We start from the raw sequence: 24,296 nt of genomic DNA on the forward strand, positions 1-24,296 counted from the left end.
CATGTTATATGTAATTGGGTTTATTATAATCTCTGTAGTAGCTATTCGTCTGAACATTAAGTATTACAAACTAAAAGGAGAACAAAAAGATTTTGTGATGAAGAAAAATAAATAAATTCATCATTATAAAAATTTTTCATTTCAAAAACAAGCAAAACTAAAAGAAGAGCATCATTTCTTGATACAAAGGAATGATGTTCTTCTTCATAAGCTACTAACAGTAAAATAAGTCAGAGATTTATCCGCTGTGCTATAAACCTTGCAACAGTTTCATTCATTTAACCCCTACCACCCACTATTAATCCACCATCTGGTGTGTCAAATAGAGTAATATCACAAGCAACATTTAGTTCATGATCCCAATCTACTACCAAAAGAAAATCAACATGTAACGTACCATCTGAGTTTATTGATGGTACAACACTCGTTGCGTATATACTTGCATCACCTTTGACCAGTTCTATTGTCTGCAAGTCAGTACCTAAAGAATCATCGTAAAGTCTGGCTTCACAAGCAGAGATATGAACTACTGGATATGTAGGCATTGTCTCCCCAATAAAGTTCCAGTTCAAAAACTTCCAACCTGTTTTTTGCTTTGGTAAATACATACGAATTGTCTGTGCCATAAGATGCCTCCTTTCTTTATCATTCCCTTATTGTTTAATTCTTGATTAATTATTATTCATTGGTAGCATTAGCCCTACAAATAAATAAAAAACATGTTTTTTATTTGTTCTTCCACTATGTTCAAAATGCGACAGATGTTAATACAGAAAAAACAAAAAGAATTAAGTGAATATAAAGCGATTTATATGATTCAAGATCATCTGTACTTAGTATATGAAGCTATACAAAAAGACACCTAAGAAGTATCCAAAATTTCCCTTCGCCTGTTCGACCTCTTACAGAAAAACGGACGGAAATCCCATCGATATGAGAAAAAGACAGTCTTTGATATTTTAGGTGTCATTTATCAATGTACTGTATCCAATCTAAGGCGGAAAACTGCATAATTTTAAAAATATCCCTGATTGAGGTTTATTTGGTGTGCGTATTTTTAAAACAAATAAGCAAAATATCAAGCATGTAGGCAACATGAACGAGAGTTCATAGCAAACCCAACCTTAGCTTGATGGATGTGTGGCCGTACCCCTTTTAAGACAGGGAGAGGAATATTTTTAATCGAATTTTATTTCAAGACTTCATATTGTAAAAACTTTCTGCGAATATATGAGTTATTTTGAAAGGAAATTTTGCAATATTAAGCTTTAAAACCAAAAATTTTATGCAAAGTTATAGGTTATTGGCCTGCAACTTTATGAGTTAAGTCATACTGAGTTAACTCATAACAATAGAAATATTGAAATTCATCAATCTTTATATTATTTATAGGTTTAAATGTGTTTAAATCTAACAATAGATGTTTAGCAGCCTTATTGAGCTACAATTCTATTTGTATATAAATAGAGAGAATGTTATCATATAAAGTAATCCAATACTAAAAAATCATATTGCAAAAGGACACACCTACGCATAACCATAGCGTAGGTGTGTCCTTTTTTATTTAAGGAGGAAAAAGTTATGGGGAAAACATTATTTATTGCCGAAAAACCAAAAGTGGCCAATGAAATTATGAAATCGCCACGATTCCGTCACTCACAAAAGTACATTGGTAGCAAACCTTATTACGGTTATTATGAAAATGATCATTATATTGTCAGTTGGTGCCGTGGACATTTACTGGAACTGAAAAATCCGGAAGAGATGGATCCAAAGTATAAAGTGTTTCAGTTAGAACATTTACCTTTAATTTTTCAACCATCGTATAAGCTGACTACTCCCACAGCTAAAGCGGTGGGGTTCTTATGTACTTGAAAGAAGCGTTACAAAGCTCTCCACAGATGGTATTGCTATGTTCTGTGTACAACACCTTTGATTTATCTTCTGTTCCATAAGACTTTCTTATCTACACAACTGATGTTGTGTTCGCAATAAGTTTTAACGAAGGTAGGTAGCTCTACCTACGAAGGAATGATTCCTTATTTTATAGAATACCCATGCTGAGTGGGTATTTTTTCTTTGTTTGTTGCAAGGATTCTATATGTTGATGGTGTAGCTTTAAAAAGATATCAAACGTTTGTATACAACGGTTTTGATTGGTTTGTTTTAAATTTACATCACTATTCATTAATAAAAAGGCACTATATAAATCTCGTTGTACGAGATGATTTCCGATTTGACTCCATCGTTGATGGAGTTTTTTCTTTTCATAACTATTTGTAACATGATTATATTGACTGGCTCTAAAATTTATCGTATTTACTTTTTGTATCTCTTGTTTCCCATACTTCAATTTTTGATTGATAATTTCCACTAACATGGCAGGCGCATGATTCCCAATGCTTTTACCAAAACGCTTTTTGGATTGGAACTTGCCTTGTTGATTTGTTTTTGTCTCTTTTGTACGTTTTGCTAATCCATTAAAGTGCATCGTTTCAATATACACTTCATCACCTAAGGATAAGATGCTATTTGCCAATGCACCATGTTTTTCTTTGATATAAGAAGCTTTTTTTCGATACAACTCATTTAATAGACTTTTTGTTTTTTGATAGTTTTGACTACATGTCCAATGTAGCTTGATGCCACGTTTTACAGTACCATCTTTGTTGAAGTTGTTTTGATTTGTACTTCTACGACTTCTATCCAACTTGCGTAATATACGTCTTTTTTCCCTCTCAAATAAAGGAACATCAGGAGCAAGTTGTTGGATAGAAACGGTTTCTTTTGAAACGATGGCAATCGTAGAAGGACCGATATCTATGCCTACTCGTTTTTTCTTTTGGTAGGAATGTCGAAAGGCTCCTGTTTTATTGATTCTCTTTGCAGGAGGAATGCCACCCATCACGAGTTGTACATAAAAGGTATCCTTTCCACGAATCATTTTTTTGACAAGACGACAATATTTTATCGTATGAAGAGCGAGTGATTCTTCTATAAATAAATCATTCTTACGAAAACGAACAGGAAGGAGTAATCCATTCCAATAGACCCTGTTTTCTTTGAATCGAATACCAGTTTTATTGGATTTTCCTTCTACAGAACGAAGCATTCCGTATGGTTTAAAGTGTGCTTTCGTTCCTTTAAATATTACGTCTTGCATAGCTTTCCAAACCGTAGAAGCAATTTTTTGGGAGGTATTGCTATCTATATGTTTTTTGTAATTGTGTTGGTGTTTTTTGATATAAGCATGAAGTTGATATTCACTTAATCCAAAGGATTGACGAATGCTATCTAATTCTTTTGCGATTTCTTTCCATTCTTTTGGATGATTTGCTTTTTTTGCCTTCTGATAGCAACGTAATTGTTTTCTATAGGATTTAGCTTCTTTCATGAGTGTATATTGCTTCGTTGCGTAAGATAACGTATTGTTATAGAGTTTACGAGCAATTTCAAAACGTTTGAGTAAAATATCCTTTTGCCATGTATCCACAATTAATTTCAGTTCTATAATAAAATAATCTTTCTTTGGTTTTGTCATTGCCCGTCACCCCTTTCTTTTTTATTATTTATATTATACAATATAAACATATGTTCTATAAAGAAAAAAACACTTCATTCCTCCCACCTCTAAAGAAGTGGGAGGAATGAAGCTTAGTTCTGTGATTTCATTATTTCAGGAATGATACTTGAAAAAAGAATTACAGCTAGTCAAATCAACAAATTATTAGAAAAGAATATGACGGATACAATAAAAGGATTTATATCGAAAAAAACAGGGAAATCATTCGATGCAAAATTAACATATGACTCTACACAGAAGAGAGTCACGTTTATATATAAGAAGAAATAATATCTCAAAATCTTAAATTTCATATATAAAATTAATAAGAACTATGATATGATGAAAGTAACAAAATACTTCTAAAACTATCTTGCAAAAGGACACACCTACGCATACATATGCCATAGGTGTGTCCTTTTTTATGTATTTTTAAGATTTCAAGACTCAAAAGGGGGATATATATTGTGTACCAGTAATATAGCATCTGCTAATGTATCTTTTGAAAAATTGAAAAGTCAGGAAGAGAATGAAAAAAGCATGGCGTCAACATGCCCGAATTGTAAGAAAAGTTCATTTAGAGAACTATATAATGATCATCCAAAATGGATACAGTTTTGCCTATGTTGTAATTATCGAGAAGTAAATACATTGGAAAGTCCGTTTGTTTATTAGACACAGCTATTTACGTATTTTAAGTAGGAGGAAGAAATTTCGATATGAAAATATGGATTAAAGCTATTTGTATAACATCATTCGTAATTCAAATGTCAGCATGCAGCAGTTCCGTGCAAACAAAAAATGATTCGAGACCTGCCCAAGCAGTACAAAACGGAATACAACAGCACACAGTAGGGAAAGGTATTGTAGATATTCCAGAAGCTTATAATGAGAAATTAAAAGGCTTAGAGACTGTTAAAGGGAAGGTAATACATATAAAGGATGGAGATACGATAGACGTGAACGTAAACGGGCAGAAACAGACGGTAAGATTACTGTTATTGGATACCCCTGAGTCTGTATCTCAAAAAATCCCACCGCAAAAGATGGGAAAAGAAGCATCTTCATTTCTAAAGAAACAGTTAAAAGGGAAAAATGTAACAATAGTTTATGATCGTGGACCCAAAGAGGACAAGTATGGCAGGAAATTAGCATATGTATTTTGTGAAGGGATACATATAAACGAGTTAATGATCAAATCAGGATATGGTATTGTAGCTTACATTTCAAAACCTAACACTACTTTGCTACCACAAATGCTAGAAAGCGAAAAAGAAGCAAAAGCATCAAAGACTGGCGTTTGGAACATAAAAGGGTATGTGGATGAAAAGAAACATCATTATAACCGTAATGATGCGGCTTAGCATCTTAATCCATTGCAATACAAATATTTGTGCAAAATGGAGGTCTTTTAAATGGATGAAAACAAAAGAAATATGCTCTTATCCTTTATCATTTCAATTTTATTTATTTTCGCGAGTCTATTGCCAGTTAGTAATAATGAATATGTGTATGTTATCGGCAAAATTGGTGCTGCAGCTGGTGTAATAAATATTGTGATGATGAGCGTTTTCTTGTATTTTCAAAGCAAAAAAGCGGGACATTTATTAAATTAGTGAATTAAAACTTAGTAGTTTTCCTTACTTATATCTTTTTAAGCTTGGTAAGGAAAACCGTAAAGGAGTGTGAAAGGTGAGTCAAGTACCTGGATTTTTGAAGTTTGTTTTAGCGAAAGAAAGACGGTATGTATATTTAGTTGTAGCAGAAAAGAAAAACAAAAAAGTACATACACACGTGGTATATGGATTTGGTCCGCTTGAAAAAGCATTAGAAACCATGTACGAAATGCGTGATGATTTTGAAAATCTTTTTCCTCTAGAATTAAAAGAGAGGGGATACGACTGGGAAGATATTAATGATTGGATACTTTCTATTGAAACAGGGTACTCGAAACACGGTAATAAACTAGTCATATATTAGCAAAGGTTTTGCATTAAAAAAACAGGTGAGGCGAAAATAAGATGTCGATCATTCAAAAGTATCACATTGCAATTGCTTGGACGATAGCTACTAGTGCAATGCTCATAAGTTTGATTTTTAGTGAGTGGATGAAGCTGCCTCCATGTGATTTGTGCTGGTATCAAAGGATGGCCATGTATCCATTAGTGTTAATATTGGGAATAGGAATGTATAGAAAAGATCCTAATGTAAGTGTATATGCATTTCCATTTGCATGTATTGGATTAATAATAGCTGTCTATCAAATTACGATTCAGGCTTTTCCAACAAGTGAACTGAAGATATGTTCAGTAGGTGTTTCTTGTACAGAAGATCATTTGAATTTGTTTGGTTTCATCTCGATTCCTATGCTATCTTTTGTTGGGTTTTTAGCCATCATAATACTTCTATATATTAAATCTGATAGGGAGACAAAAGAACAAACAACATAGTGGTTATGAACAATGTATTCAAGCAAACAAAACATATTTAAAAATAGATAATTAAAATAAAATATAATTATAAAAGGAGAAATTAAAATGACAACAATGCAAGTAAGTAATGAAATGTACAAAATCCCAGAGGCGGATGTAGAATTATTAAAGATTATGGCCCATCCAGTTAGGTTACAAATTGTGAAGGAGCTCGAACATCGCAAAGTTTGTAATGTAACAGAGTTAACAGATCTATTAAAAGTACCGCAATCAACCGTATCTCAGCATTTGTCTAAGATGCGTGGCAAGATTCTACGCTCAGAAAGAAAAGGGTTAGAGATGTACTATCATATTGCAAATTCCAAAGCATGCCAGATTGTTAGTGTACTAGGTTTATAATTAGCTCAAACTAAATAGCAGATTATAAGATTAAAGATAAAATAAGGGCAGCCTGATATAGCTGCCCTTATTTTATTTGTGATTTTGCATATATTTTTGTATTTTTAGTATAACAGTAGTTTTGAAATAAAGTTGCTATGTTTATAAAAAAGACGCGATGCTTTATCTCTTTAATCAAAGAATTGTAAATAAGCTATGATCAAACTTTTTTATAAAACAGAAACATAAACCTGCTGGATAAGAAACCATTTTGATTAAACTTTTTTCAAAATGGTTTCTTTTTATTCATCATAGAATACGGTTTAACACAATATTTTTAATCAAACTTTATTTTAAAGCCACACATTGCTTTTTCTTATGGTGATTTTGTTTCTTAGTTATTTCCTGCATTTTATATCATTCACCAATCATGTAATGTTAAGGGAGATGACAAAAGAAAGGAAGAATGTACAAATGAGTATAGTAAAAAACGGAACATTGCAAGTACTTGGAGCAAGCATCTATTATGAGATGCGTGGCTCGGGTCCAATTCTTCTTTTGATTCATGGTGGGGGTGGTGATGCCGACAAGTTCCATAATATCGCAGACCATCTTGCTAAGTGGTATACCGTTGTTACTTACGATCGTCGTGGTCATTCCCGTAGCAATCTCGTCAATATAACTGAGGATTACCATGTCCACACACATAGCGAAGACGCTCACCGGCTGCTAGCCAATCTGACGAATGAACCGGCTTATGTATTCGGAAGTAGTTCTGGTGCTGTCATCGGACTTGATTTGTGTATACGCCATCCTGAGCAGGTACAGTTACTAATCCCACACGAACCGGTTTTATTACAACTTTTACCTGAAAATGAGTTGAAGCAGGCTATAAATTTCATGGAAGACCTTAAAGGGAATCATCAAAGTGAGGTCATGAAGTTATTGTCAAATATTGATGATAGCAATTCCGGACCATCGAAGGATATGCTAACAGAGCGACTACTCAGCAATTCGATTTATTTCACTGAGTATGAAATCCCGGGAATTCTCAGCTATACATTAAACATCGATGCATTAAAGCCCCTATTAAAACCTGCATCGATACAGGTACGTCCAGCCGGTGGGAGTATTTCACGAGAATTTTTTCCTTACCATTGCGCATTCAACTTAGCAGAACACCTCGGAACAGAATTCGCAGAGTTTCCAGGACATCATGTGGGCTATAACACAGTGCATCATAAAGAGTTTGCTGAGAGGTTACACGACATTCTTGAGAATTAATCCGGAAACGTATCAATCGGTAGTGTATGAGCACACCAAAGAGTTATAAGACACTTCGTAATTTAGGGTTTTGTCTTTATATCTAAATTATAATACGATGCATGTTGTTTAAGAAAAGGGCGCGTTTGTTGAAGAATAAAGATAGAAAATGACCAAATTTTTTATAGTATAGAAACTTAAATTTGTTAGATAAGAATTCATTTTGATCAATCTTTTTTCAAAATGAATTCTCCTTGTTTACCATAAAGTACGAGTCTGTGAGGTATTTTTAATCAAAGTTTATTTCAAAGCAACAATAACAAACATTTTTCTTTCCTATCAAACTTCAATCTTATTTTTTCTCAATATGTTTCGTTTAATTTTATATTATAATAAACTTAGTTCTTTTTATTTATGCATATTTCCTGGGGGGAATCCTTTTGCTGAGGATTCCTTTTTTATTATTAAATAATTCATAAATAAACATAATTCAAATTGAATTTTAAACTGCTATTCATAAAGAAACTGTTGAAATAGCATGTTTATAAATGAATTGTTGCTTTCCGTGACTGGAAACTAGCACTGAAAATTTATCAACAGCGATAATGATTCCAGGTACTCTTACTCCGTTTAGTAAAAATATCGTTACTAATCTTTTTCCCTCTATTAACTTCTTATAAAAATTTTCTTGTGTATGCATTAATAGTTTCTTCCTCTCTTTAAATGTTCTAATCTTTTTAGATCCTTCTTATGGATGCAAAAAGAATGGTATAATTATAACATTTTTGATATATAAAAATTTTAGGATTTTAATGTATTGTTATTCTTACGCAGAGATTCCATATACAAATAAAAGCCCTCACAATGAAGTGAAGACCTTTGTTTATTTATCATCCACCAGTATGGCCGTGAGCATATTGTACGATTGTATCCTCGCTAAGAGCTTTTTGTGTATCAGCTACATTGTTAGCGTTAAACATAAACGTGAATACGGCTGTGAATCCAATTAAGCTAGACATTACTTTTTTCATTTTAAAGCCTCCATTTCAAAGTTTTGTTCTTCTGCTTGATGGCTAAGATAAAAATAATCGCTTGCTTTTGAACGGTTATTTTCTTGGTGGAATAAAACTGCTAATTTTTTAGCGTATTCCTGTACGTACTCATGTAGGTTTTCTCTCTCAAAATAAGAAATTCCTGTTTTAATTGTCTTCTCTAATTCGTCAGCAGAGACCTTTTCATTTAATTTTTCTAAAATTAAAAAGTGATGTTCGTATTCTTCATTCTTTAGCTCTTTACAAATCTCTAAGCCTTTTACTATAAGATTAGAAGTTTCTTTGGAATCACCGATTTTCATATGCTCCCTAGCTTTAATAAAGATTGCTTTATAATCTTTAGGGAGTTCTTGTGTTACTTCAGAGAGGTATCGTATTGCTAGTTCAGATAAATTTTGACCTGAATACATTAAACCTAAGTTATGGCGTATAAACGTGATATTCTTTTCTTCGCCAGATTTTTTAAATGTATTAATAGCTGTAATGAAATGTTCTTCAGCTTCCTCAAATTGTTTTAAATGAGTACAAGCTAATCCAATTAAATTATCACATAATCCAATATTAGTTTCATATCCTGCATGCTTTTTAAAGATATCCTTTGCTTTGGTAGCTTCTTTAATTGCAGCAAGCGGTTTATAAATATGATAAAGGAAAGTTGATAATTTAAAATAGAATTCAGCATGCTCAATTTCATCGGGAATGTGTTTTAAGAGTAATTCAGCTTGATTATAATGTTCTTTTGCACATGTAAAATCACCTGTAATATTTGAATGAATAGCTTTAAAGAAGTGGTAGGAGTATTGTAGAAACTGATCTGCAGGTACACCCAATGAATCTACTTTATTAAAACTATCTTTTCCAATACTTAAACTATCAAGCATATATTGATGACGAAAGTCTAAAAGAGCATAGTATAAAAGTAGGTTTTGATCTTCTTCAATGGTATGTATTTTTTGATCAATCTCAAGTTTTAAATTATGTGCCTTTCCTACATGTCTGGCACGTATCTCTATATACCAGTCATTTAACATTTTGGTAACTTGCTCGTTCCCCTTTACTGAAACAATCATTATATATTCCTCCATCCTATAGAAGTATGCTAATGTTATATATTACCATTGTAACAAAACCCCCTTTGTATTTAACTATTTTATATTTATTTTTCAATAAAATTCAGAAAAATCAGTTAAAAAATGTATCCCACTTATATTTTAAAAGAAGATATCTATTATTATATATCTGAGAATAGTACAATTGAGGTAACTGAACATAATTAGCTAAATGTAGGAGTATTAGAAGAAGTCCATCAGGTAGAGAATCATAATTTATTTGCGGTAAAAGGGAACGAAAGAGGCATGTTGCAGTAGTTAGAGATGGACGGATTTAATTTTGAAGATGTTGATTGGGGAGAGCTTAATCTATTGGATAACGAAATTATGAGTAGTACGGATGCAATAGAAGAGTGGGGAATTGAATCATTGACATTATGTAAAAGAATAAATGATTTCCCGAAAGGCTCAATCTGTAAAATTGGCACGACATAAGCTGTGGCTCGATTTGAAATGCGCTGTGTTTCGGTTCGAATAAGAAATATGTAAAAATAAAGTAGGGAAGGTGGCGTTCTATAAAGAATCACACAAGGGATTCTAAGGGGCAATTGCTACAAACGAATAAGAAATGGTCTCACCTAAAGCAAAACCAGCGTGAAATCATATCAAATTGGCTGAGAGAGGCTTATATAGAGAAGGTTAAGGTGCATAACCGTAGATTGAAACCGAGAGAACATGAGGATGTTTTAGAAAGGGTAATGAGTAAAATCTATGATCGTGAAATTTGGATTCCGGATTACGAAGTCGAAAAGTATTACAAAGGAAAAATAAATAAATGGTACAACAAACACATTTCATTGGAAGAAAAAAATGATAAGGAGGAGAAAATATGAAACATAGTATCGGAAATGTGAGTACTTCATATATAATCCGTCTAATTTTAAATGATTTAGACACATTTATCACAGCAGGAAAAAGGAAATTTAATTTCTGCTCAGAATCTGGAATATCCTCTGTAGAGGAGCTAATTGCGGATTGGTTGGAGTGGTTTAATGATTACCCGCAAGGAATATCACCAGATGAATTAAAAGAAATTGAAAGGGAATTAGGAGAATTGATGGGGAGTATGTTTATATGGTCTCATCATATTGAAGAAAGAGAAGAATTTATAAAGCAATTTAGCGATTACTTTGGAGAATATATAGGTTTCTTTAAATTAGTTAGGGATGTATATCTTGAAGAGTTGAAAAATGAGTTGTTATATTAATATCCTATATACCTGATATTTTATATAAATAAATTTTAATTTATATTCTTTAGATGATGAAAAAGTGAAAGGGGATACTTTATTATAAGGTAGGAGCTTACAGATCGGCATATTATGTCATTGTAGTGAAATACATAGGGGAATAGAAAGTACATATACTTCAAATGGGGTGCCCGAGGGGAAAGGGAGAAAGAAAAAGGGAAGTATTGAATAAAGACAAACCCTTGCTTGTAGGAGTATTTAGGAATCTAATAATATCAACCACTTAATAAATAGGTTCCTGGGTATTCCAATGGAAGAGAGTCATCAGAAAGGGCGATAACAATATATCTGCTAGCTAAAAATTAGTACCTAAAAAGCTCATACAGAAGAACAAGCTGGTTGAAACAAATATCAGTAACTAGATTTTAACAGATTGCTGAGGGTTCTATTATAAAAATTGAAGAAACGCCCAGTTGGGAGACAGGGCGTTTCAAGAAAAGTCGAAAGATTATTAAAGTAAGACTATTATATCATATCGAATTTTCTCGGTAAAGGGTGGAATTAAAAATCTCATACATCATTTCATTCAATAAAATGATGTGTGAGCAACCTTTTGTCTTTCAAAATTAAGTCATGACAAAAAGGTTTTGTTGGCGCAACTTATAACTTATATATAAGAGCGGTTTAGGTCTTAGGCTGAAATGAGGGTTTGGGAAAATAAGACCCAAATATAGTATGGGTTTCACTTTAGAAATTATGCACAAATGTAAAGAGCGCCTTGGAGAGCGCTCTTCCACCAAAACCCTTATTTAAACAAAAGGACCCCCGTTTATCTACAGGGTCCTAAGGGTAATCGTCAAGTAATGATATACTCGACTAATTAAGAATAACATGAATTTTATGGTAGAAATACTTGTAAATCTATCCGAATTATGAAGGGGTATTTTTAACCAAATCTGTATTTAGTAAAAGAAATCGTGTAAAAAGAGTGTAGACGATTATAAATTGATTATGTCTTGTCTGTTCATTGTATGTAAAAGGTGACAATTCTAAATAAATTAATAAGAGCACTTTTGAAAGTGCTCTTAGACCAAGACTCTTACTGAAAAAGAGTACATGATAATATGAAGTGACCCCCGAAAGTTAGACAGGTTGCCTTAATTCTTTTATTATTATAGTATTCTATATACTTTGCTAATTCTTGTTTGAAATGTGTTATTGTTTCAAATTCTTTTCGATACAGAAATTCCGATTTCATGATACCGAAGAAATTTTCAATAACGGCATTGTCATAACGGTTTCCTTTGCGAGACATACTTTGAGTTATGCCACAATTCTTAAGAGAATGACGATATTGTTTCATTCGATAGTGCCAACCTTTATCCGAGTGAATGAGGAGTTTATCCGGGTCGGTTACACAATAAAGGGCTTGGTCCAACATCGTTGAAACAAGGGAATAGGTCGGTCTTGAATCAATTGTATATGTGATAATTTCACCATTAAATAAATCTAACATTGGTGATAGGTATAACTTCTCCCCAAATAACTTAAACTCCGTAATATCTGTAACCCACTTCTCATTTGGTTTTTCAGATTGGAAGTTGCAATTTAAAATATTCGGCGCAATTTTCCCAACTGTTCCTTTGTAAGAGCGATATTTTTTCATACGAACGAGACATTTTAACCCTAATTCTTTCATAAGACGATACACTTTTTTATGAATTACTTTGCGCCCACGATTCATAAGTTCATCGCGAATACGACGATAGCCATAACACCCATCGTGTTCATCATAAATAGCTTGAATCAGTTCTTTTACCTCCGCATTTGGATCAGGACGATTAAACTGTTTCATCCACTAATAGTACGTACTACGTGGAATGTTTGCGAGTTGAAGTAACTCCTTGACAGGAAATTCATGCCGTAACTCATAGATCCCTTGCTCTTTGTCTCGTTTGGTAATTGTTCCTTGTTTTGAACTAAGGCATTCAACTTTTTTAAATATGCATTTTCCATCCGTAAACGCTCATTTTCCGCTTGTAGTGCTTCTATTGAACCTTCAACTACTGGTTTTATTTTTTTATCTTTCATGATTGGACGCCCCTTTTCCTTGTTGATTTTCTTTTACTGCTCTTACTTTGAAATCTGGACAATAGCTAATCGAACGTTCCGACGCTTTTAATACATTTTTATTTTTTTCCAGCTGTTTCATTTGAATTTCGTTAAAAATAAATTTACTCATTTTCCGTACCTCATTTCCATCGTTAGTTCCATAATAACGAGATTTCTTGATGAAAAAAACTGTCCCCCGAATCATGAGGCTTTTTTTAAGTGTCCATGATTCGGGGGACAGTTTATTAAAACGGGGTTCTTTTTGTTTTTATTCGCCAAAAAATAAAAAAGACTTATTTAGTTATATACACATTTATGTAATGAACTTAGAGTAAGGTATACAACGCTCTACCTCCACATTAACATTCTTTTGAGAGTTGCTTTTAAATTTTTTAATATTTTGAAGAAGGGAATGGGTATATTAATGAATTATAATTATAATCGAACAGATACATGGATTCCTTAAAAAAATAATTATGATTGTCAAATTATCCATTGTAGAGGACCTTGTTTATAAAAGTTGAAATAATATAAATAACTGTAGCATATAATTAAAATGATTGGTGGTAAGTATATGTATCGAAAAGGGATCTTTGTTAAAAGGAAGATTCCTTTTTGTTTATTTTTAATGGGACATACTCAAATTTTATAATAAGAGCATAGTTTTATTAAGTAGCTTCTTCCTTTGAACAGAATAGAGGAATGCAAAAGATGACTTTTTGGTGGATATAAGTGATACTGATATACGAACTATTTTTATTTGTATCACTTATCCATTTTAAATTTAGGATTTAATGAATTTTATTGTAATGATGTTAACCTATATCATATAAAAAGAAGTTTGTGATATAATTAGTGTTCATCACTAACTAACTAACTTAAGTGCTTCATCCTTTTAAAAAACTTCTTTATATGTGTACATATAAAGAGTTTTTTTGCGTTTATGTATTTGAAATTATGTTAAGAATGATAAGACTCCATTTTAAAATGTGGGTTTAAGTTGCTATATTGACTGAATTGCAAAAAAAACCAATTCCGTTAAATAGGAATTGGTTTTTTGGTGTGTTTTGTTAGCATAATTATTGACTGCCTAAAGGAGGTGTGTCTCTTTCTAGCCTAGTATAACTAAAGTAGAGAGAAAATTCAAAAATAAAAGTGCGATTTTTTACATATTTTCAAACCGGGACACAAAAATTTGAGGATATGGTTTATAATGGGTGGTGAAACACTCTCCTATGTTTCTAGTGATTGTATTTTTGGGTTGTTTTTGGTGCGAAATCTGTGGATGGATTTTGAACTTTTTTATTTGGCCTATTATCAGCCTTGCTATAACTAGGGACAAAGCAGAAAAATCACTTAATATATTCTTATTGTCAGTAACGAAAACTACCATTTTATTGGTGAAAAAATAATCATAGTGTTGTGGGCCTTAAGTATTGAATTCTTTTTTGTTATTTTGTATACTGATTTTGATTTTTTCTTACAGTCAGCAATTTTTTCGTTCTATGCAACAATTTAATTTTGTATTGTATGTTGTTATAAACAGGCTCTTATGTGTATTTACATAGGAGCCTGTTTGCATGAGTGTCACTCTTTTTTGTACAATGAAAGAAAAACATCTTATGAGATGGGGAGAGGAAAACCCATGTCCAATCAACAATTAGTGAATTTACGCATTGATTTTGCTTTTAAACAATTATTTGGTACAAGTGGGAATGAAGATATTCTAATCGCCTTTTTAAATGCGATGTTACAGGATTCGTTAGAATCGCCTATTATTTCTTTACAATTGGAGGACCCGCATTTGCATAGAGAACATGAGGCAGACAAGTTATCAATACTCGATATTTCAGCTACGCTAGATAGTGGCACAAAAATAAATGTTGAAATCCAATTGAATAATGCACACAATATGATAAAAAGAAGCCTATATTATTGGGGGAGATTGTATACATCCCAGCTACAAAAGGGGATGCCATACAGTGCTCTTCATAAAACCATTACGATTAATTTGTTGAATTTCGTTATGTTTTCTGAATATGAAGCATTCCATACAACAGGAATCCTATGGAATCAACAACAACAGAAGGTATTGAGTGATGATATCCAAGTCCATATTGTGGAGATTCCAAAATTGATGCAACAGTGGCGGAGTGAACAAGTTAATCCCTGGGAGGATTCATTTGTTCGTTGGTTGTTATTACTTCCAGCGAATGAAGATGAACAATTAACCCAAACATTGGAGGAAATTGCGATGAACCAAGATCCAATTTTACAAAAAGCAATGAATAGATGGGAGCGTATGAGTCAAGATTCTTCTTTCCGACAAGCATATGAAGCAAGGGAAAAAGCTCTGATGGATGAGGCTGCAAAGTATGCTCATGCCCGCAAGGAAGGGATTGAAGAGGGGAAAATACAACTCATTCGTGGTATGAGTAAAAATGGAATGCCGATAGAAGATATTGCGAAGTTTACAAATTTACGTATAGAAGAAATACGAAATATTTTACAAGTCTAAAAAGTTTAAAAAACAACACCTACAAAGCTGTAGGTGTTGTTTTTTTAGTGGCCACCGCCACCAGGGATATAATAAATTCCTGTCCCTGGATCAAGAAGATAATTGTTTGTATTTTTATTACTATGGTTAAAGTTCAATTTTAACATCTCCTTATAGAATGATCTTCACTACGCAATATAATTATTGTTTAACAGGCTTTTCACAATATTTTTTTGCAATGGCACTTGCCATATCTATCGCACGTTGTAATACTGCCTGTTTAGATTTAGAATCTACAAGATCAAAACCAAATTCTTCGTTAATCTCCCAATCATTAATTGCAACAAAACAGTATTCTTGAGGGATTAATTCATTCTCTGAAATTAAATGAAAGGCATATGATTCATCAAAACACAATAACTCGATTTTGAAAGTACTTAGTGTACTAGATTGACGGAACTGATAATACTCAACTGGGTATAGATAATCCCCAGAATGATTATAATTAAAATCTTTCGAGAAGTTCAGATTAAACACACCTTTCTGAATGTTTTTATAATTTAATTTTATAACATCCAAACAGAAAAAAACATATGAACAAAAAAGATACAATTATTTAGCAAAATATATTTAATAGGGGAAAAATTAGAAGATACATTGCACTCGTTTTTAGAGTTGTTTTGCATGTTATTTATATGGGTTAATTGAATTTAAATTGGTCTCGTATAAGTTCCTGTTGATTTAAAAAGAATTCATATTCCTCTTCTTCATTAAGCGCTATGTCAGTTTGTTCATATTGTTTAAGTGATTTATTATAACCAAATACTAGATAAACAATTTTTCCTATTCCTCTATCATAAAAGTAAAGAGGGACTAACATTTCTTTAGGATTGTCAATGTTAAGTTTTAAACAGATACTTTCAATGATAAATCCGCATAACCTTTGGAATAAGCCTACAGACCCCTCTGTATAGTATCCAGGTGCTCCATCGTGAAAAATATGTAACATTTTATTTTGAGAATCAAAATATAAATCGAATTTTAAAAAATAATCTTTATCTGATCCTGGGGATTCTCTAGGAATCATGAGATAAAAATGGTTGCTTAACTTAGCTGGGAATAAAAATACTTCATCTGAATTCTTAATCACATCGCATTGGATATTTTTCTCTTTTTTTGAAAACATTTCCCTCCTTTGATAAGTATATGGTATATGTTCATTTTAAGGGGAGCAGTCGTTTCTTTTCAAGGTTAGTATTTCTATTGTCGTTTGTATAAGATGTATTGGTATGTTCAAAACCTAAAAATTGAAGAAAGGTATATCTTATTTAGTACGCGTTTAACAACCTAAATAGACATAATAAAAAAGAAGATAAGTGCAATAAAAATATGACTAAATATAAATAAAATACTTTCATTTGTGATTGAATGAGAAGATCTAGAATTATGACGAATTAATTTTTTTATTATTAAACCATATATCATAGAAACTAAAATGAGTAGAAGTAACAGCAAAACAAATTGCATCCTATTATAATTTATGGATGTTGTATTAATAATAACGGGTTTTATAGCGATGAAATAAGTTGTTAAATATATAAAAAGACTTAGAATACAATATAATGAAAAATTCAACAAGTTTCTGTACAAATAAATTCCCCCTCTTTACTAAAACACTCATGAAAAATTCCCGCCTCTCATAGAAGTATCCTAATCCTATTTAATTATTATCATAGAAAATGTGAGTTGCCCTATAGTTAACTTTAAACCATTTATCAATAAGAACCAGAAGATAAAAAATAAGTAATCATAGAATTTCTTTTAATAATTAAATGTATATATTCATAAATATTAATGCGCGAATAGTATTATAATAAATTCAACGGATGGTAATAATAATCCTTTTTGAAAGGGTGTATATTGAATGCAGTATTCTTATATCGAGTATTTTGATGGTTGGGAGAAGATATTTCCTAGTGGTAACTTAATCGAGTTTCAAAAGAAAAGATATATAGAGCTAGATTCTAAGGTTATAGATAATGATAAGGAAGCTAAGTATATAAGAGGTAAAAAAGCGTTATATCAGGCAAGATGTCCAATCTGCCAAGACATTTTGTCGTTTAATAAAGGATCTAAGAGAGTTAATAAAAATCCGTATTTTTTTCATTTAGATAAAGAACAATGTTTTTCATTTGAATCACTGGCACATGCTAGGACTAAGAAATATTTATATGAATTATTTAGTAAGGCTGGTTACATCGTAAAAGAAGAGAAAAGACATAAAGACATTTCACGTGCGGACGTAGCAGTACTGCAAACAAATGATGGAAAAGAAGAACTGAAGCTGGCAATCGAGGTACAGGCGTCAAATATTCGGATTAGTAATATTGCGAAGAGAACAAATATATATTTTGAAGAAAATGTACCAACTGCATGGGTGTTAATACTAGATAGTTTCTTTCCACCTAAGGAAACAGAAGTAAATGGAGAAAAGGTCTACACGGATAGTTATAGTGGTACAAGAATAAGTAGTTTTAATCCAGAAACAAATTCTTATGAATATGCATATATTTCTCCATTAAAAGAGGAATATTTCTTTATAACAGGGGAAAATAATAAAGCATTTAACTATTTGATGGATGTATACCATGTTATTGTAACTGTTGATCATAATGGACATGTATTTTTAATTCGAAGAACTCCTGAAAGTTCTAAGTTAAGGGTAGATGCATTGTTAGAGAACCGAGAACATTCAACACAAGATGATATATTTCTGGTTAACCGAATAGCAGAGCCTGATATTGTACCAGTATTATTAGAAACGGAATTATTGCGAGCACTACATAGAGAAAATGATACGAGGATGAAAAAGAATACTCAATTAAATGAAGAATTTAAAGGTCAAATTCATAGAAGCGATTCTGATCCTACGAATTTAGTAGATGCTGCTATTGAGTTTGATAAAGCCCGGCAGATAGAGGAAGCATTAAATAGTATAGAATTAGCGAGAAAAACAAGAGAAGAAATAAAAATAGCCTATACTAACAAACTACTAGAGATAGAACAACAAAAAGCTGATGAGCGCAGATGGCAAGAGGAAACATTAGCTGAACAAATGGCAAAGGATTATATGTGTGATTTATATGATCAATATAAAAAGGAATTTAGTATGTTAGTAGAACGATTGGAGACAGAAAAGGTTCAATTTGAATTATCTTCAATTGGTAATTGGTATTCTTGGTTGAATTATTTAAAAGAAGAGCGCTATAAGTGGTATATAGTTATAAAAACTTTATTTAAAGGATTTCCAACAACTTTCTTAAGAGACAAAAATGATTTTGAAATATATTTTAATGAGGAACAAAATAGGTATAAAAAATGGATTGAGAGTAGAAGTTTAAATGAGTTTGTAGAGGAATTGCAGCAACATTATGAACAGGAAACAAATATTACTAAGGAAAAAAATTTTTATCAAAAGCTTTTGGCTAAGTATGGACAAAAGTTAGATAAAGTGCAAAAAAAAGAAAAAATACAAAGGGAGCAAGAAGAGAAACGTATCCGACAAGAAAAATTAAAGAAAGAGGAAGAAGAACGAGAGCGTATTCAATTAGAGAAAGAACAATTATATAGAGAACAAGAGCTTTTAAACAAAGACTATGATGAGATACCCCATTTAACAAAAAATGAAATCGATGATTTTAGAAATCGATTTTGGGAGGAATACGTATGTATTCCTAAAAAAGAACGCACTGCTTATGAAAGAAATTATTTTCCTTCAGGACTACCACGGTGGTTTATGAAAGACAAGATACTCCATATAGAAAAAGAAGTAGAAGCTGAATTAAAAAAGCAAAATGGCAAGAACAAGGAGCAAAAAGAAAACTTAAAAGATAACGACGATGGCTATATTCAGCTGAAGTTATTATAAAAGAAATTTTTGTAATCGGAAGATAACTTATATCTAATTAAATATTATTTCTTTATATTATAATTTAGTGATTATATTTTTTAGGAGGATACATATGAGATTAAATAAAAGTGAAAGATCATTGCCTGTATTATTAGCCTATGAAAGAGATGAAAGTGGAAATCTTGCAGTTTGGTGCCCATATTGTGCGACTTGGCATCTTCATGGACAAGGAGACGGTCATCGTAGTGCTCATTGTCAAAATAGGAGGAGTCCATTTATAGAAACCGGGTACATTATTAAAAAGGGATCGAAAAAAGATTATGCTTTCGGTAGAACATATTATGACAGTTATGATAACTTAGATTTGAAATATCATTACTAGAGGGTTTTACTTTAATTTAAGTTAACAATATGTTTAGAAAATCATATAGGGAATTGATGAAAAATTAAGCATAGATTTTCATATGAACAAGTAAAAAATTAGGTGTATTTAATGGGAATAGGATAAAGAAATTTGAACATACTCGAGTAACAGTATTTTGACCTTGAAATTTTTTTAGTGTTATAAGAAGAACTATTATTAAATTTTAAAGGAGATATTTAAGCAATTTAACTTCTAATTGTGCCTGTATCTTTTATTTTAATATGTGTGTGTACTTCTATTTTGGCCTTAGATAAAGCATGTAACCAATCTTTTTTTACTTTTTTCCATTCTTCATATTGAAACGCGTTAGCATATAGAGAAACTCCAATTGGATCAATTTGGTTCTCTCGCATGCCGAGAACCATTTTTTGTAATTTTTCGTTTAATTCTTGCTTTATTTCCCGCTCTAATTTACTTATATTTTTTTTGCGATGCAAGTGATTTTTAAGTGGATTTTCGCTGGTTTTTTCAATTAAAGCTACATTCATATTTACACCTAATATCATCATTAAAACTAAGGAACCTGAGTTCTATATTTTTATAGATTCAGGTTATTTAATTTCTTTTGAAACCTTTGGTGGTTATATATTTGCGTACGGCAACTTCATTTCATCATCTATACGTCACTGGTTATTAAGTCATTGAAAGACACTCATTAGAGTGTATATGTTATAAAAAAATCCCCTTTATTTTACTGAGGTCTTAACAGTCTTTGAAATTTTATTTTAAAAAACCATAAAAATATTGAAATTATATTTCGTTGATGTTATTCTATATTTGTAATTAAGAAAACGTTTTCGTGAAATGATATAAATAAAAAATTCCGATGAAAAAGGGTGGTATATATGTTAGAAAATTTAACAACAGAAACTCGTAATGAAAAAACGATGAACCTAGATGAAATGTCAACAATAGATTTTCTGAAAGTAATGAACGATGAGGACGAAAAAGTAGCAGCCGGAGTAAAACTAGAAATTCCACAAATCGCAAAAGCAGTAGAAGCGATTGTAGAAGCAAAAAGAAAAGGGGGGCGCTTAATTTATATTGGTGCTGGAACCAGTGGTCGTATTGGCTTGCTAGATGCAGTTGAATGTCCGCCAACTTTCGGGACAGACCCTGAGGAAGTAGTGGGATTAATTGCTGGAGGTGAGAAAGCTTTTATCAAGGCAGTAGAAGGCGCAGAAGACAGCAAAGAATTAGGAGTTCAAGATTTAAAGGACATTCATTTGAAAAATACAGATGTTGTAGTTGGAATTGCTGCTAGTGGACGTACGCCCTATGTAATTGGCGGTTTAAAATATGCGAACTCTATTGGGGCGCAAACAGTAGCTGTAAGTTGTAATAAGGGTTCCGCGATTGGAAAAGAAGCAAAAATTAAGATTGAGGTTAATAATGGACCAGAGGTATTAACTGGATCTACTCGTTTGAAAGCTGGTACTTCTCAAAAATTAATTTGTAATATGCTTTCAACCGCATCTATGGTGGGGTTAGGGAAGGTATATGGGAATTTAATGGTAGACGTCCAATTAACAAATGAAAAGCTTATAGAGCGTGCAAAACGTATTGTAATGGAGGCGACATCTTGTGACTATGAAACAGCGGAATCATATTTAACGAAGGCCGATAATAAGCCCAAGATTGCAATTGTAATGATCTTAGCAGGGTTTTCAAAAGAAGAAGCTATACAGCGATTAGAAGAGACTCAGGGGTTTATTCGTCAAGCAGTTAAATAGTCAGAACGAGCGAGGTGTTTATCGTGAGTAAATATAATAATATTGCGTTAGAAATACTAGAAGCTATTGGTGGAAGTAGTAATGTATTATCTTATACAAATTGTATGACACGTCTTCGAATCACACCGGTAAATCGGGATCAAATAAATGAAGAAGCTGTAAAAAAAGTTAACGGAGTTCTTGGAGCTGTTGATGATGAGACCTATCAAATTATTCTTGGGCCAGGTGTTGTTACAAAAGTAGCAGAGCAATTCAGCATTGTTGTAGCACAAGGGAAGGAAAAGTCAATTAGTTCGACAACAGCTTCTGCTGAAGGTTTACAAGCAAAAGGTGCCAAAATAAAGGCCGAACAAAAGAAAAAGAATAATACACCTTTCAAATCTTTTCTAAGAAAAATCGGAAATATCTTTATTCCTTTAATTCCAGCTTTTGTTGGAGCAGGCTTAATTGCTGGTATTGCATCGATTTTATCAAATAATATTACGGCGGGGAATCTGGATAGTACTACATGGCAGCAATATGTAACCATTTTTAATGTCATTAAAAATGCAATATTTAGTTACTTAGTTATTTATGTAGGAATTAATGCTGCAAAAGAATTTGGAGCAACTCCATCTCTAGGCGGAGTCATTGGTGGGGTGACTCTTTTAACAGGAGTGACATCAAACCTTCCAATAAACAACATATTTAACGGTGAACCATTATCACCAGGACAAGGTGGGGTACTTGGTGTTCTATTAGCTGTTTGGATATTATCAATTGTCGAAAAACAATTACGTAAATTTGTTCCAGATGCAGTAGACATTATTGTTACACCAACAATTGTATTGTTAATCGTGGGATTGATTACAATTTTCTTGATTATGCCACTTGCTGGTTTTATATCAAATAATTTAATTGGTGCAATTAATTGGGTATTGGTACATGGTAGTGTATTCTCAGGGTTTGTGCTTGGAGCGGCATTTTTACCGCTTGTTATGTTAGGTCTACATCAAGTATTAATACCAATTCATATTGAAATGATTAATTCAACAGGTGCAACACAATTACTTCCCATTCTTTCAATGGCAGGTGCTGGACAAGTTGGGGCAGCAATCGCATTATGGGTTCGATGTAAAAAGAATACTGCATTAACAAATATGATAAAAGGTGCACTTCCAGTTGGCGTCCTTGGGATTGGTGAACCACTTATTTACGGTGTAACATTACCACTAGGACGTCCGTTTATTACCGTTTGTATTGGCGGAGGTATCGGAGGGGCAGTTATAGGTTTATTAGGGCAAGTTGGAGCAATTGCAATTGGACCATCTGGTATGGCCTTAGTTCCATTAATTGCAAACGGAGCATGGTTGAACTATGTTATTGGATTATTTGCAGGCTATGCTGCTGGATTTATTCTCACATATTTCTTTGGTGTACCAAAAGAAGCAATGGCAGAACAAGAATAATAGTGTGGAATTTTTTTGAAGCATGATTAACCTTTTAGGTAGTCGTGCTTTTTTCTTTCTAAAAAAGTAGACTCCTTCCTCATAAACGAGAAGTTGTGGAACATCAACTTTAGATATGTGATGAATGTCGATAGGCGTAAATGTAGGTTTTTTTGTATACTATAGATATCGGATAAGATTCAATTACAAAAACTTGTTCTCGTTACATTTACAAAAAGTCGTAAAATGGTAAGTAAAACCCAGTGAGAGTAATAGGTGAATTTTTTATAGAAGAAATAAAATGATAGAGTTAAATTAAAAATGGAAAGAAGTTGGAATGATTGACGGTAAATAGTATTCGAACACAAATAGAATTAGTTTTAGATGAACTACCTGTCTCCGAGCAAAAAATAGCACAATATATTCTTTCTCACACAAAAGAGGTAACTCAAATGACAATACATCAATTAGCGAAAGATGCAGAAGCAAGTAGTGCAGCTGTTGTTCGTTTTTGTCGATCATTAGGGGTAACGGGTTTTCCAGACTTGAAAGCACGATTATATGCTGAAGTAAAGCATATACATCATGTCGGATATTTTGATATAGAACCTAATGAAAAAGTACAATCGGTAATTGATAAAACATTATCTAACACAGTACAAACACTTCATGATACAGTGGGACAATTAGAAACGAAATCTATTGAAAAAGCAGTCACATTACTAAAGAATGCAGAAGTTATTTATATTTATGGAGTAGGTGCATCTTTTCTTATTGCAGAGGATGTAGCACAAAAATGGATTCGTTTAGGTAAAAAAGCTTATGCAATTTCCGATCGACATTTGTTAGCAGTCGCAATGGCTACTCAATCAGAAAATGCATTATTTTGGGGGATTTCTTATAGTGGGGAAACAAGTGATGTAATGGAATTAATGAAAGTAGCCAAAGGATTAGAATTAAAAACAATTAGTCTTTCTCGTTTAGGAACCAGTCCAATTTCTGAGCTAGCAGACGTATCTTTATTTACAGCTCGCGCACCTGAGGCGAAAATTCGCAGTGCAGCAACTAGTTCTCGATTTGCTCAACTATTAGTAATTGATTTTATTTTCTTTGCTTACTCATCATCTCAATATGAATTGACAGTAAAACAATTAGAAAAGACAAAACACACGATACAGCAACTAAATGAATAAAAGTATTTTTTGTAG

Annotated in this window: 23 protein-coding genes and 6 pseudogenes; 18 read left to right on the forward strand and 11 right to left on the reverse strand. The window is 32.4% G+C overall.

Annotated elements, in window-relative coordinates:
• Nucleotides 1-278: 278 nt before the first annotated feature.
• Nucleotides 279-626 (reverse strand): hypothetical protein, encoded by a 348-nt coding sequence (locus NST86_RS31810; RefSeq protein WP_086423565.1) that lies wholly within the window; start codon nucleotides 624-626, stop codon nucleotides 279-281.
• Between the two features lie 102 nt (nucleotides 627-728).
• Between NST86_RS31810 and NST86_RS31815 the strand changes: the two are divergent.
• Both NST86_RS31815 and NST86_RS31820 read left to right on the forward strand, forming a co-directional pair.
• Nucleotides 729-1,013 (forward strand): annotated as a pseudogene (locus tag NST86_RS31815) (IS4 family transposase); the annotation flags it as partial.
• A 568-nt stretch (nucleotides 1,014-1,581) separates the two neighbouring features.
• A pseudogene (locus NST86_RS31820) lies at nucleotides 1,582-1,866 on the forward strand (type IA DNA topoisomerase); the annotation flags it as partial.
• Between the two features lie 178 nt (nucleotides 1,867-2,044).
• On the opposite strand, the gene NST86_RS31825 reads toward NST86_RS31820, so the two are convergent.
• Nucleotides 2,045-3,541, reverse strand: a complete 1,497-nt coding sequence (locus tag NST86_RS31825; protein ID WP_086423564.1) for a hypothetical protein — start codon at nucleotides 3,539-3,541, stop codon at nucleotides 2,045-2,047.
• 120 nt (nucleotides 3,542-3,661) lie between these two features.
• Between NST86_RS31825 and NST86_RS31830 the strand changes: the two are divergent.
• From NST86_RS31830 to NST86_RS31860, 7 genes and pseudogenes are all read left to right on the forward strand, one after another.
• A pseudogene (locus NST86_RS31830) lies at nucleotides 3,662-3,853 on the forward strand (topoisomerase C-terminal repeat-containing protein); the annotation flags it as partial.
• A gap of 428 nt (nucleotides 3,854-4,281) precedes the next feature.
• Entirely contained in the window at nucleotides 4,282-4,926 is a 645-nt protein-coding gene (locus NST86_RS31835) for a thermonuclease family protein (RefSeq protein ID WP_086423562.1), read from the forward strand.
• Between the two features lie 51 nt (nucleotides 4,927-4,977).
• The gene (locus NST86_RS31840) at nucleotides 4,978-5,178 is read left to right on the forward strand and encodes a hypothetical protein (protein ID WP_086423561.1); all 201 of its coding nucleotides are present in this window, start codon (nucleotides 4,978-4,980) and stop codon (nucleotides 5,176-5,178) included.
• A gap of 76 nt (nucleotides 5,179-5,254) precedes the next feature.
• Entirely contained in the window at nucleotides 5,255-5,542 is a 288-nt protein-coding gene (locus NST86_RS31845; RefSeq protein ID WP_086423560.1) for a hypothetical protein, read from the forward strand.
• A gap of 41 nt (nucleotides 5,543-5,583) precedes the next feature.
• Complete coding sequence (locus tag NST86_RS31850; protein WP_000022641.1) at nucleotides 5,584-6,012, forward strand: disulfide bond formation protein B; 429 nt, start codon at nucleotides 5,584-5,586, stop codon at nucleotides 6,010-6,012.
• Between the two features lie 87 nt (nucleotides 6,013-6,099).
• The gene (locus NST86_RS31855; RefSeq protein ID WP_000210395.1) at nucleotides 6,100-6,393 is read left to right on the forward strand and encodes an ArsR/SmtB family transcription factor; all 294 of its coding nucleotides are present in this window, start codon (nucleotides 6,100-6,102) and stop codon (nucleotides 6,391-6,393) included.
• A 453-nt stretch (nucleotides 6,394-6,846) separates the two neighbouring features.
• Nucleotides 6,847-7,656, forward strand: a complete 810-nt coding sequence (locus NST86_RS31860) for an alpha/beta fold hydrolase (protein ID WP_086423559.1) — start codon at nucleotides 6,847-6,849, stop codon at nucleotides 7,654-7,656.
• A 493-nt stretch (nucleotides 7,657-8,149) separates the two neighbouring features.
• On the opposite strand, the gene hfq is transcribed toward NST86_RS31860, so the two are convergent.
• The 3 genes from hfq to NST86_RS31875 all read right to left on the reverse strand — a co-directional run bounded on the left by hfq (nucleotide 8,150) and on the right by NST86_RS31875 (nucleotide 9,757).
• Complete coding sequence (gene hfq / locus NST86_RS31865; RefSeq protein ID WP_086423558.1) at nucleotides 8,150-8,335, reverse strand: RNA chaperone Hfq; 186 nt, start codon at nucleotides 8,333-8,335, stop codon at nucleotides 8,150-8,152.
• A 190-nt stretch (nucleotides 8,336-8,525) separates the two neighbouring features.
• Complete coding sequence (locus tag NST86_RS31870) at nucleotides 8,526-8,666, reverse strand: hypothetical protein (RefSeq protein ID WP_176342985.1); 141 nt, start codon at nucleotides 8,664-8,666, stop codon at nucleotides 8,526-8,528.
• On the reverse strand, nucleotides 8,663-9,757 hold the full coding sequence (locus NST86_RS31875; protein WP_086423557.1) for a Rap family tetratricopeptide repeat protein: 1,095 nt from the start codon (nucleotides 9,755-9,757) through the stop codon (nucleotides 8,663-8,665). Before NST86_RS31875 ends, NST86_RS31870 begins: the two co-directional genes overlap by 4 nt.
• A gap of 141 nt (nucleotides 9,758-9,898) precedes the next feature.
• Between NST86_RS31875 and NST86_RS31880 the strand changes: the two are divergent.
• The 3 genes and pseudogenes from NST86_RS31880 to NST86_RS31890 form a co-directional block, all read left to right on the forward strand.
• Nucleotides 9,899-10,231, forward strand: a pseudogene (locus tag NST86_RS31880) (helix-turn-helix domain-containing protein); the annotation flags it as partial.
• A gap of 80 nt (nucleotides 10,232-10,311) precedes the next feature.
• On the forward strand, nucleotides 10,312-10,629 hold the full coding sequence (locus NST86_RS31885; protein ID WP_086423556.1) for a transposase: 318 nt from the start codon (nucleotides 10,312-10,314) through the stop codon (nucleotides 10,627-10,629).
• A complete protein-coding gene (locus NST86_RS31890) occupies nucleotides 10,626-11,003 on the forward strand; it encodes a hypothetical protein (protein WP_086423555.1) in 378 nt (125 codons plus the stop codon). Before NST86_RS31885 ends, NST86_RS31890 begins: the two co-directional genes overlap by 4 nt.
• A gap of 1,081 nt (nucleotides 11,004-12,084) precedes the next feature.
• Here NST86_RS31890 and NST86_RS31895 read toward each other — a convergent pair.
• Both NST86_RS31895 and NST86_RS31900 read right to left on the reverse strand, forming a co-directional pair.
• A pseudogene (locus NST86_RS31895) lies at nucleotides 12,085-13,100 on the reverse strand (IS3 family transposase); the annotation flags it as partial.
• Nucleotides 13,066-13,227, reverse strand: a complete 162-nt coding sequence (locus NST86_RS31900) for a hypothetical protein (protein ID WP_176342983.1) — start codon at nucleotides 13,225-13,227, stop codon at nucleotides 13,066-13,068. The gene NST86_RS31900 and the pseudogene NST86_RS31895, both read right to left, overlap by 35 nt.
• Before the next feature lie 1,515 nt (nucleotides 13,228-14,742).
• On the opposite strand from NST86_RS31900, the gene NST86_RS31905 reads away from it, so the two are divergent.
• Complete coding sequence (locus NST86_RS31905; RefSeq protein WP_086423554.1) at nucleotides 14,743-15,615, forward strand: Rpn family recombination-promoting nuclease/putative transposase; 873 nt, start codon at nucleotides 14,743-14,745, stop codon at nucleotides 15,613-15,615.
• 180 nt (nucleotides 15,616-15,795) lie between these two features.
• On the opposite strand, the gene NST86_RS31910 is transcribed toward NST86_RS31905, so the two are convergent.
• The 3 genes from NST86_RS31910 to NST86_RS31920 form a co-directional block, all read right to left on the reverse strand.
• Entirely contained in the window at nucleotides 15,796-16,131 is a 336-nt protein-coding gene (locus NST86_RS31910; RefSeq protein WP_086423576.1) for a hypothetical protein, read from the reverse strand.
• A 163-nt stretch (nucleotides 16,132-16,294) separates the two neighbouring features.
• The gene (locus NST86_RS31915; protein ID WP_086423553.1) at nucleotides 16,295-16,780 is read right to left on the reverse strand and encodes a hypothetical protein; all 486 of its coding nucleotides are present in this window, start codon (nucleotides 16,778-16,780) and stop codon (nucleotides 16,295-16,297) included.
• Between the two features lie 161 nt (nucleotides 16,781-16,941).
• Complete coding sequence (locus tag NST86_RS31920; RefSeq protein WP_086423552.1) at nucleotides 16,942-17,244, reverse strand: hypothetical protein; 303 nt, start codon at nucleotides 17,242-17,244, stop codon at nucleotides 16,942-16,944.
• 274 nt (nucleotides 17,245-17,518) lie between these two features.
• Between NST86_RS31920 and NST86_RS31925 the strand changes: the two genes are divergently transcribed.
• Entirely contained in the window at nucleotides 17,519-19,522 is a 2,004-nt protein-coding gene (locus tag NST86_RS31925; RefSeq protein WP_086423551.1) for a competence protein CoiA family protein, read from the forward strand.
• A gap of 94 nt (nucleotides 19,523-19,616) precedes the next feature.
• Nucleotides 19,617-19,886, forward strand: a complete 270-nt coding sequence (locus tag NST86_RS31930; protein ID WP_086423550.1) for a hypothetical protein — start codon at nucleotides 19,617-19,619, stop codon at nucleotides 19,884-19,886.
• Between the two features lie 227 nt (nucleotides 19,887-20,113).
• On the opposite strand, the pseudogene NST86_RS31935 reads toward NST86_RS31930, so the two are convergent.
• A pseudogene (locus tag NST86_RS31935) lies at nucleotides 20,114-20,428 on the reverse strand (Ger(x)C family spore germination C-terminal domain-containing protein); the annotation flags it as partial.
• A 345-nt stretch (nucleotides 20,429-20,773) separates the two neighbouring features.
• Between NST86_RS31935 and murQ the strand changes: the two are divergent.
• From murQ to NST86_RS31950, 3 genes are all read left to right on the forward strand, one after another.
• Nucleotides 20,774-21,661 (forward strand): N-acetylmuramic acid 6-phosphate etherase, encoded by an 888-nt coding sequence (murQ, locus tag NST86_RS31940; protein WP_340935291.1) that lies wholly within the window; start codon nucleotides 20,774-20,776, stop codon nucleotides 21,659-21,661.
• A 23-nt stretch (nucleotides 21,662-21,684) separates the two neighbouring features.
• Nucleotides 21,685-23,109 (forward strand): PTS transporter subunit EIIC, encoded by a 1,425-nt coding sequence (locus tag NST86_RS31945; protein ID WP_086423547.1) that lies wholly within the window; start codon nucleotides 21,685-21,687, stop codon nucleotides 23,107-23,109.
• 320 nt (nucleotides 23,110-23,429) lie between these two features.
• Nucleotides 23,430-24,281: a MurR/RpiR family transcriptional regulator gene (locus NST86_RS31950; RefSeq protein ID WP_086423115.1), complete on the forward strand. Its 852-nt coding sequence runs from the start codon at nucleotides 23,430-23,432 to the stop codon at nucleotides 24,279-24,281.
• The last annotated feature ends 15 nt before the right edge of the window (nucleotides 24,282-24,296 follow it).

Origin of the sequence: Bacillus sp. FSL L8-0199, from assembly GCF_038005705.1 — a bacterium.
GTDB classification, from domain to species: Bacteria; Bacillota; Bacilli; order Bacillales; family Bacillaceae_G; genus Bacillus_A; species Bacillus_A cereus.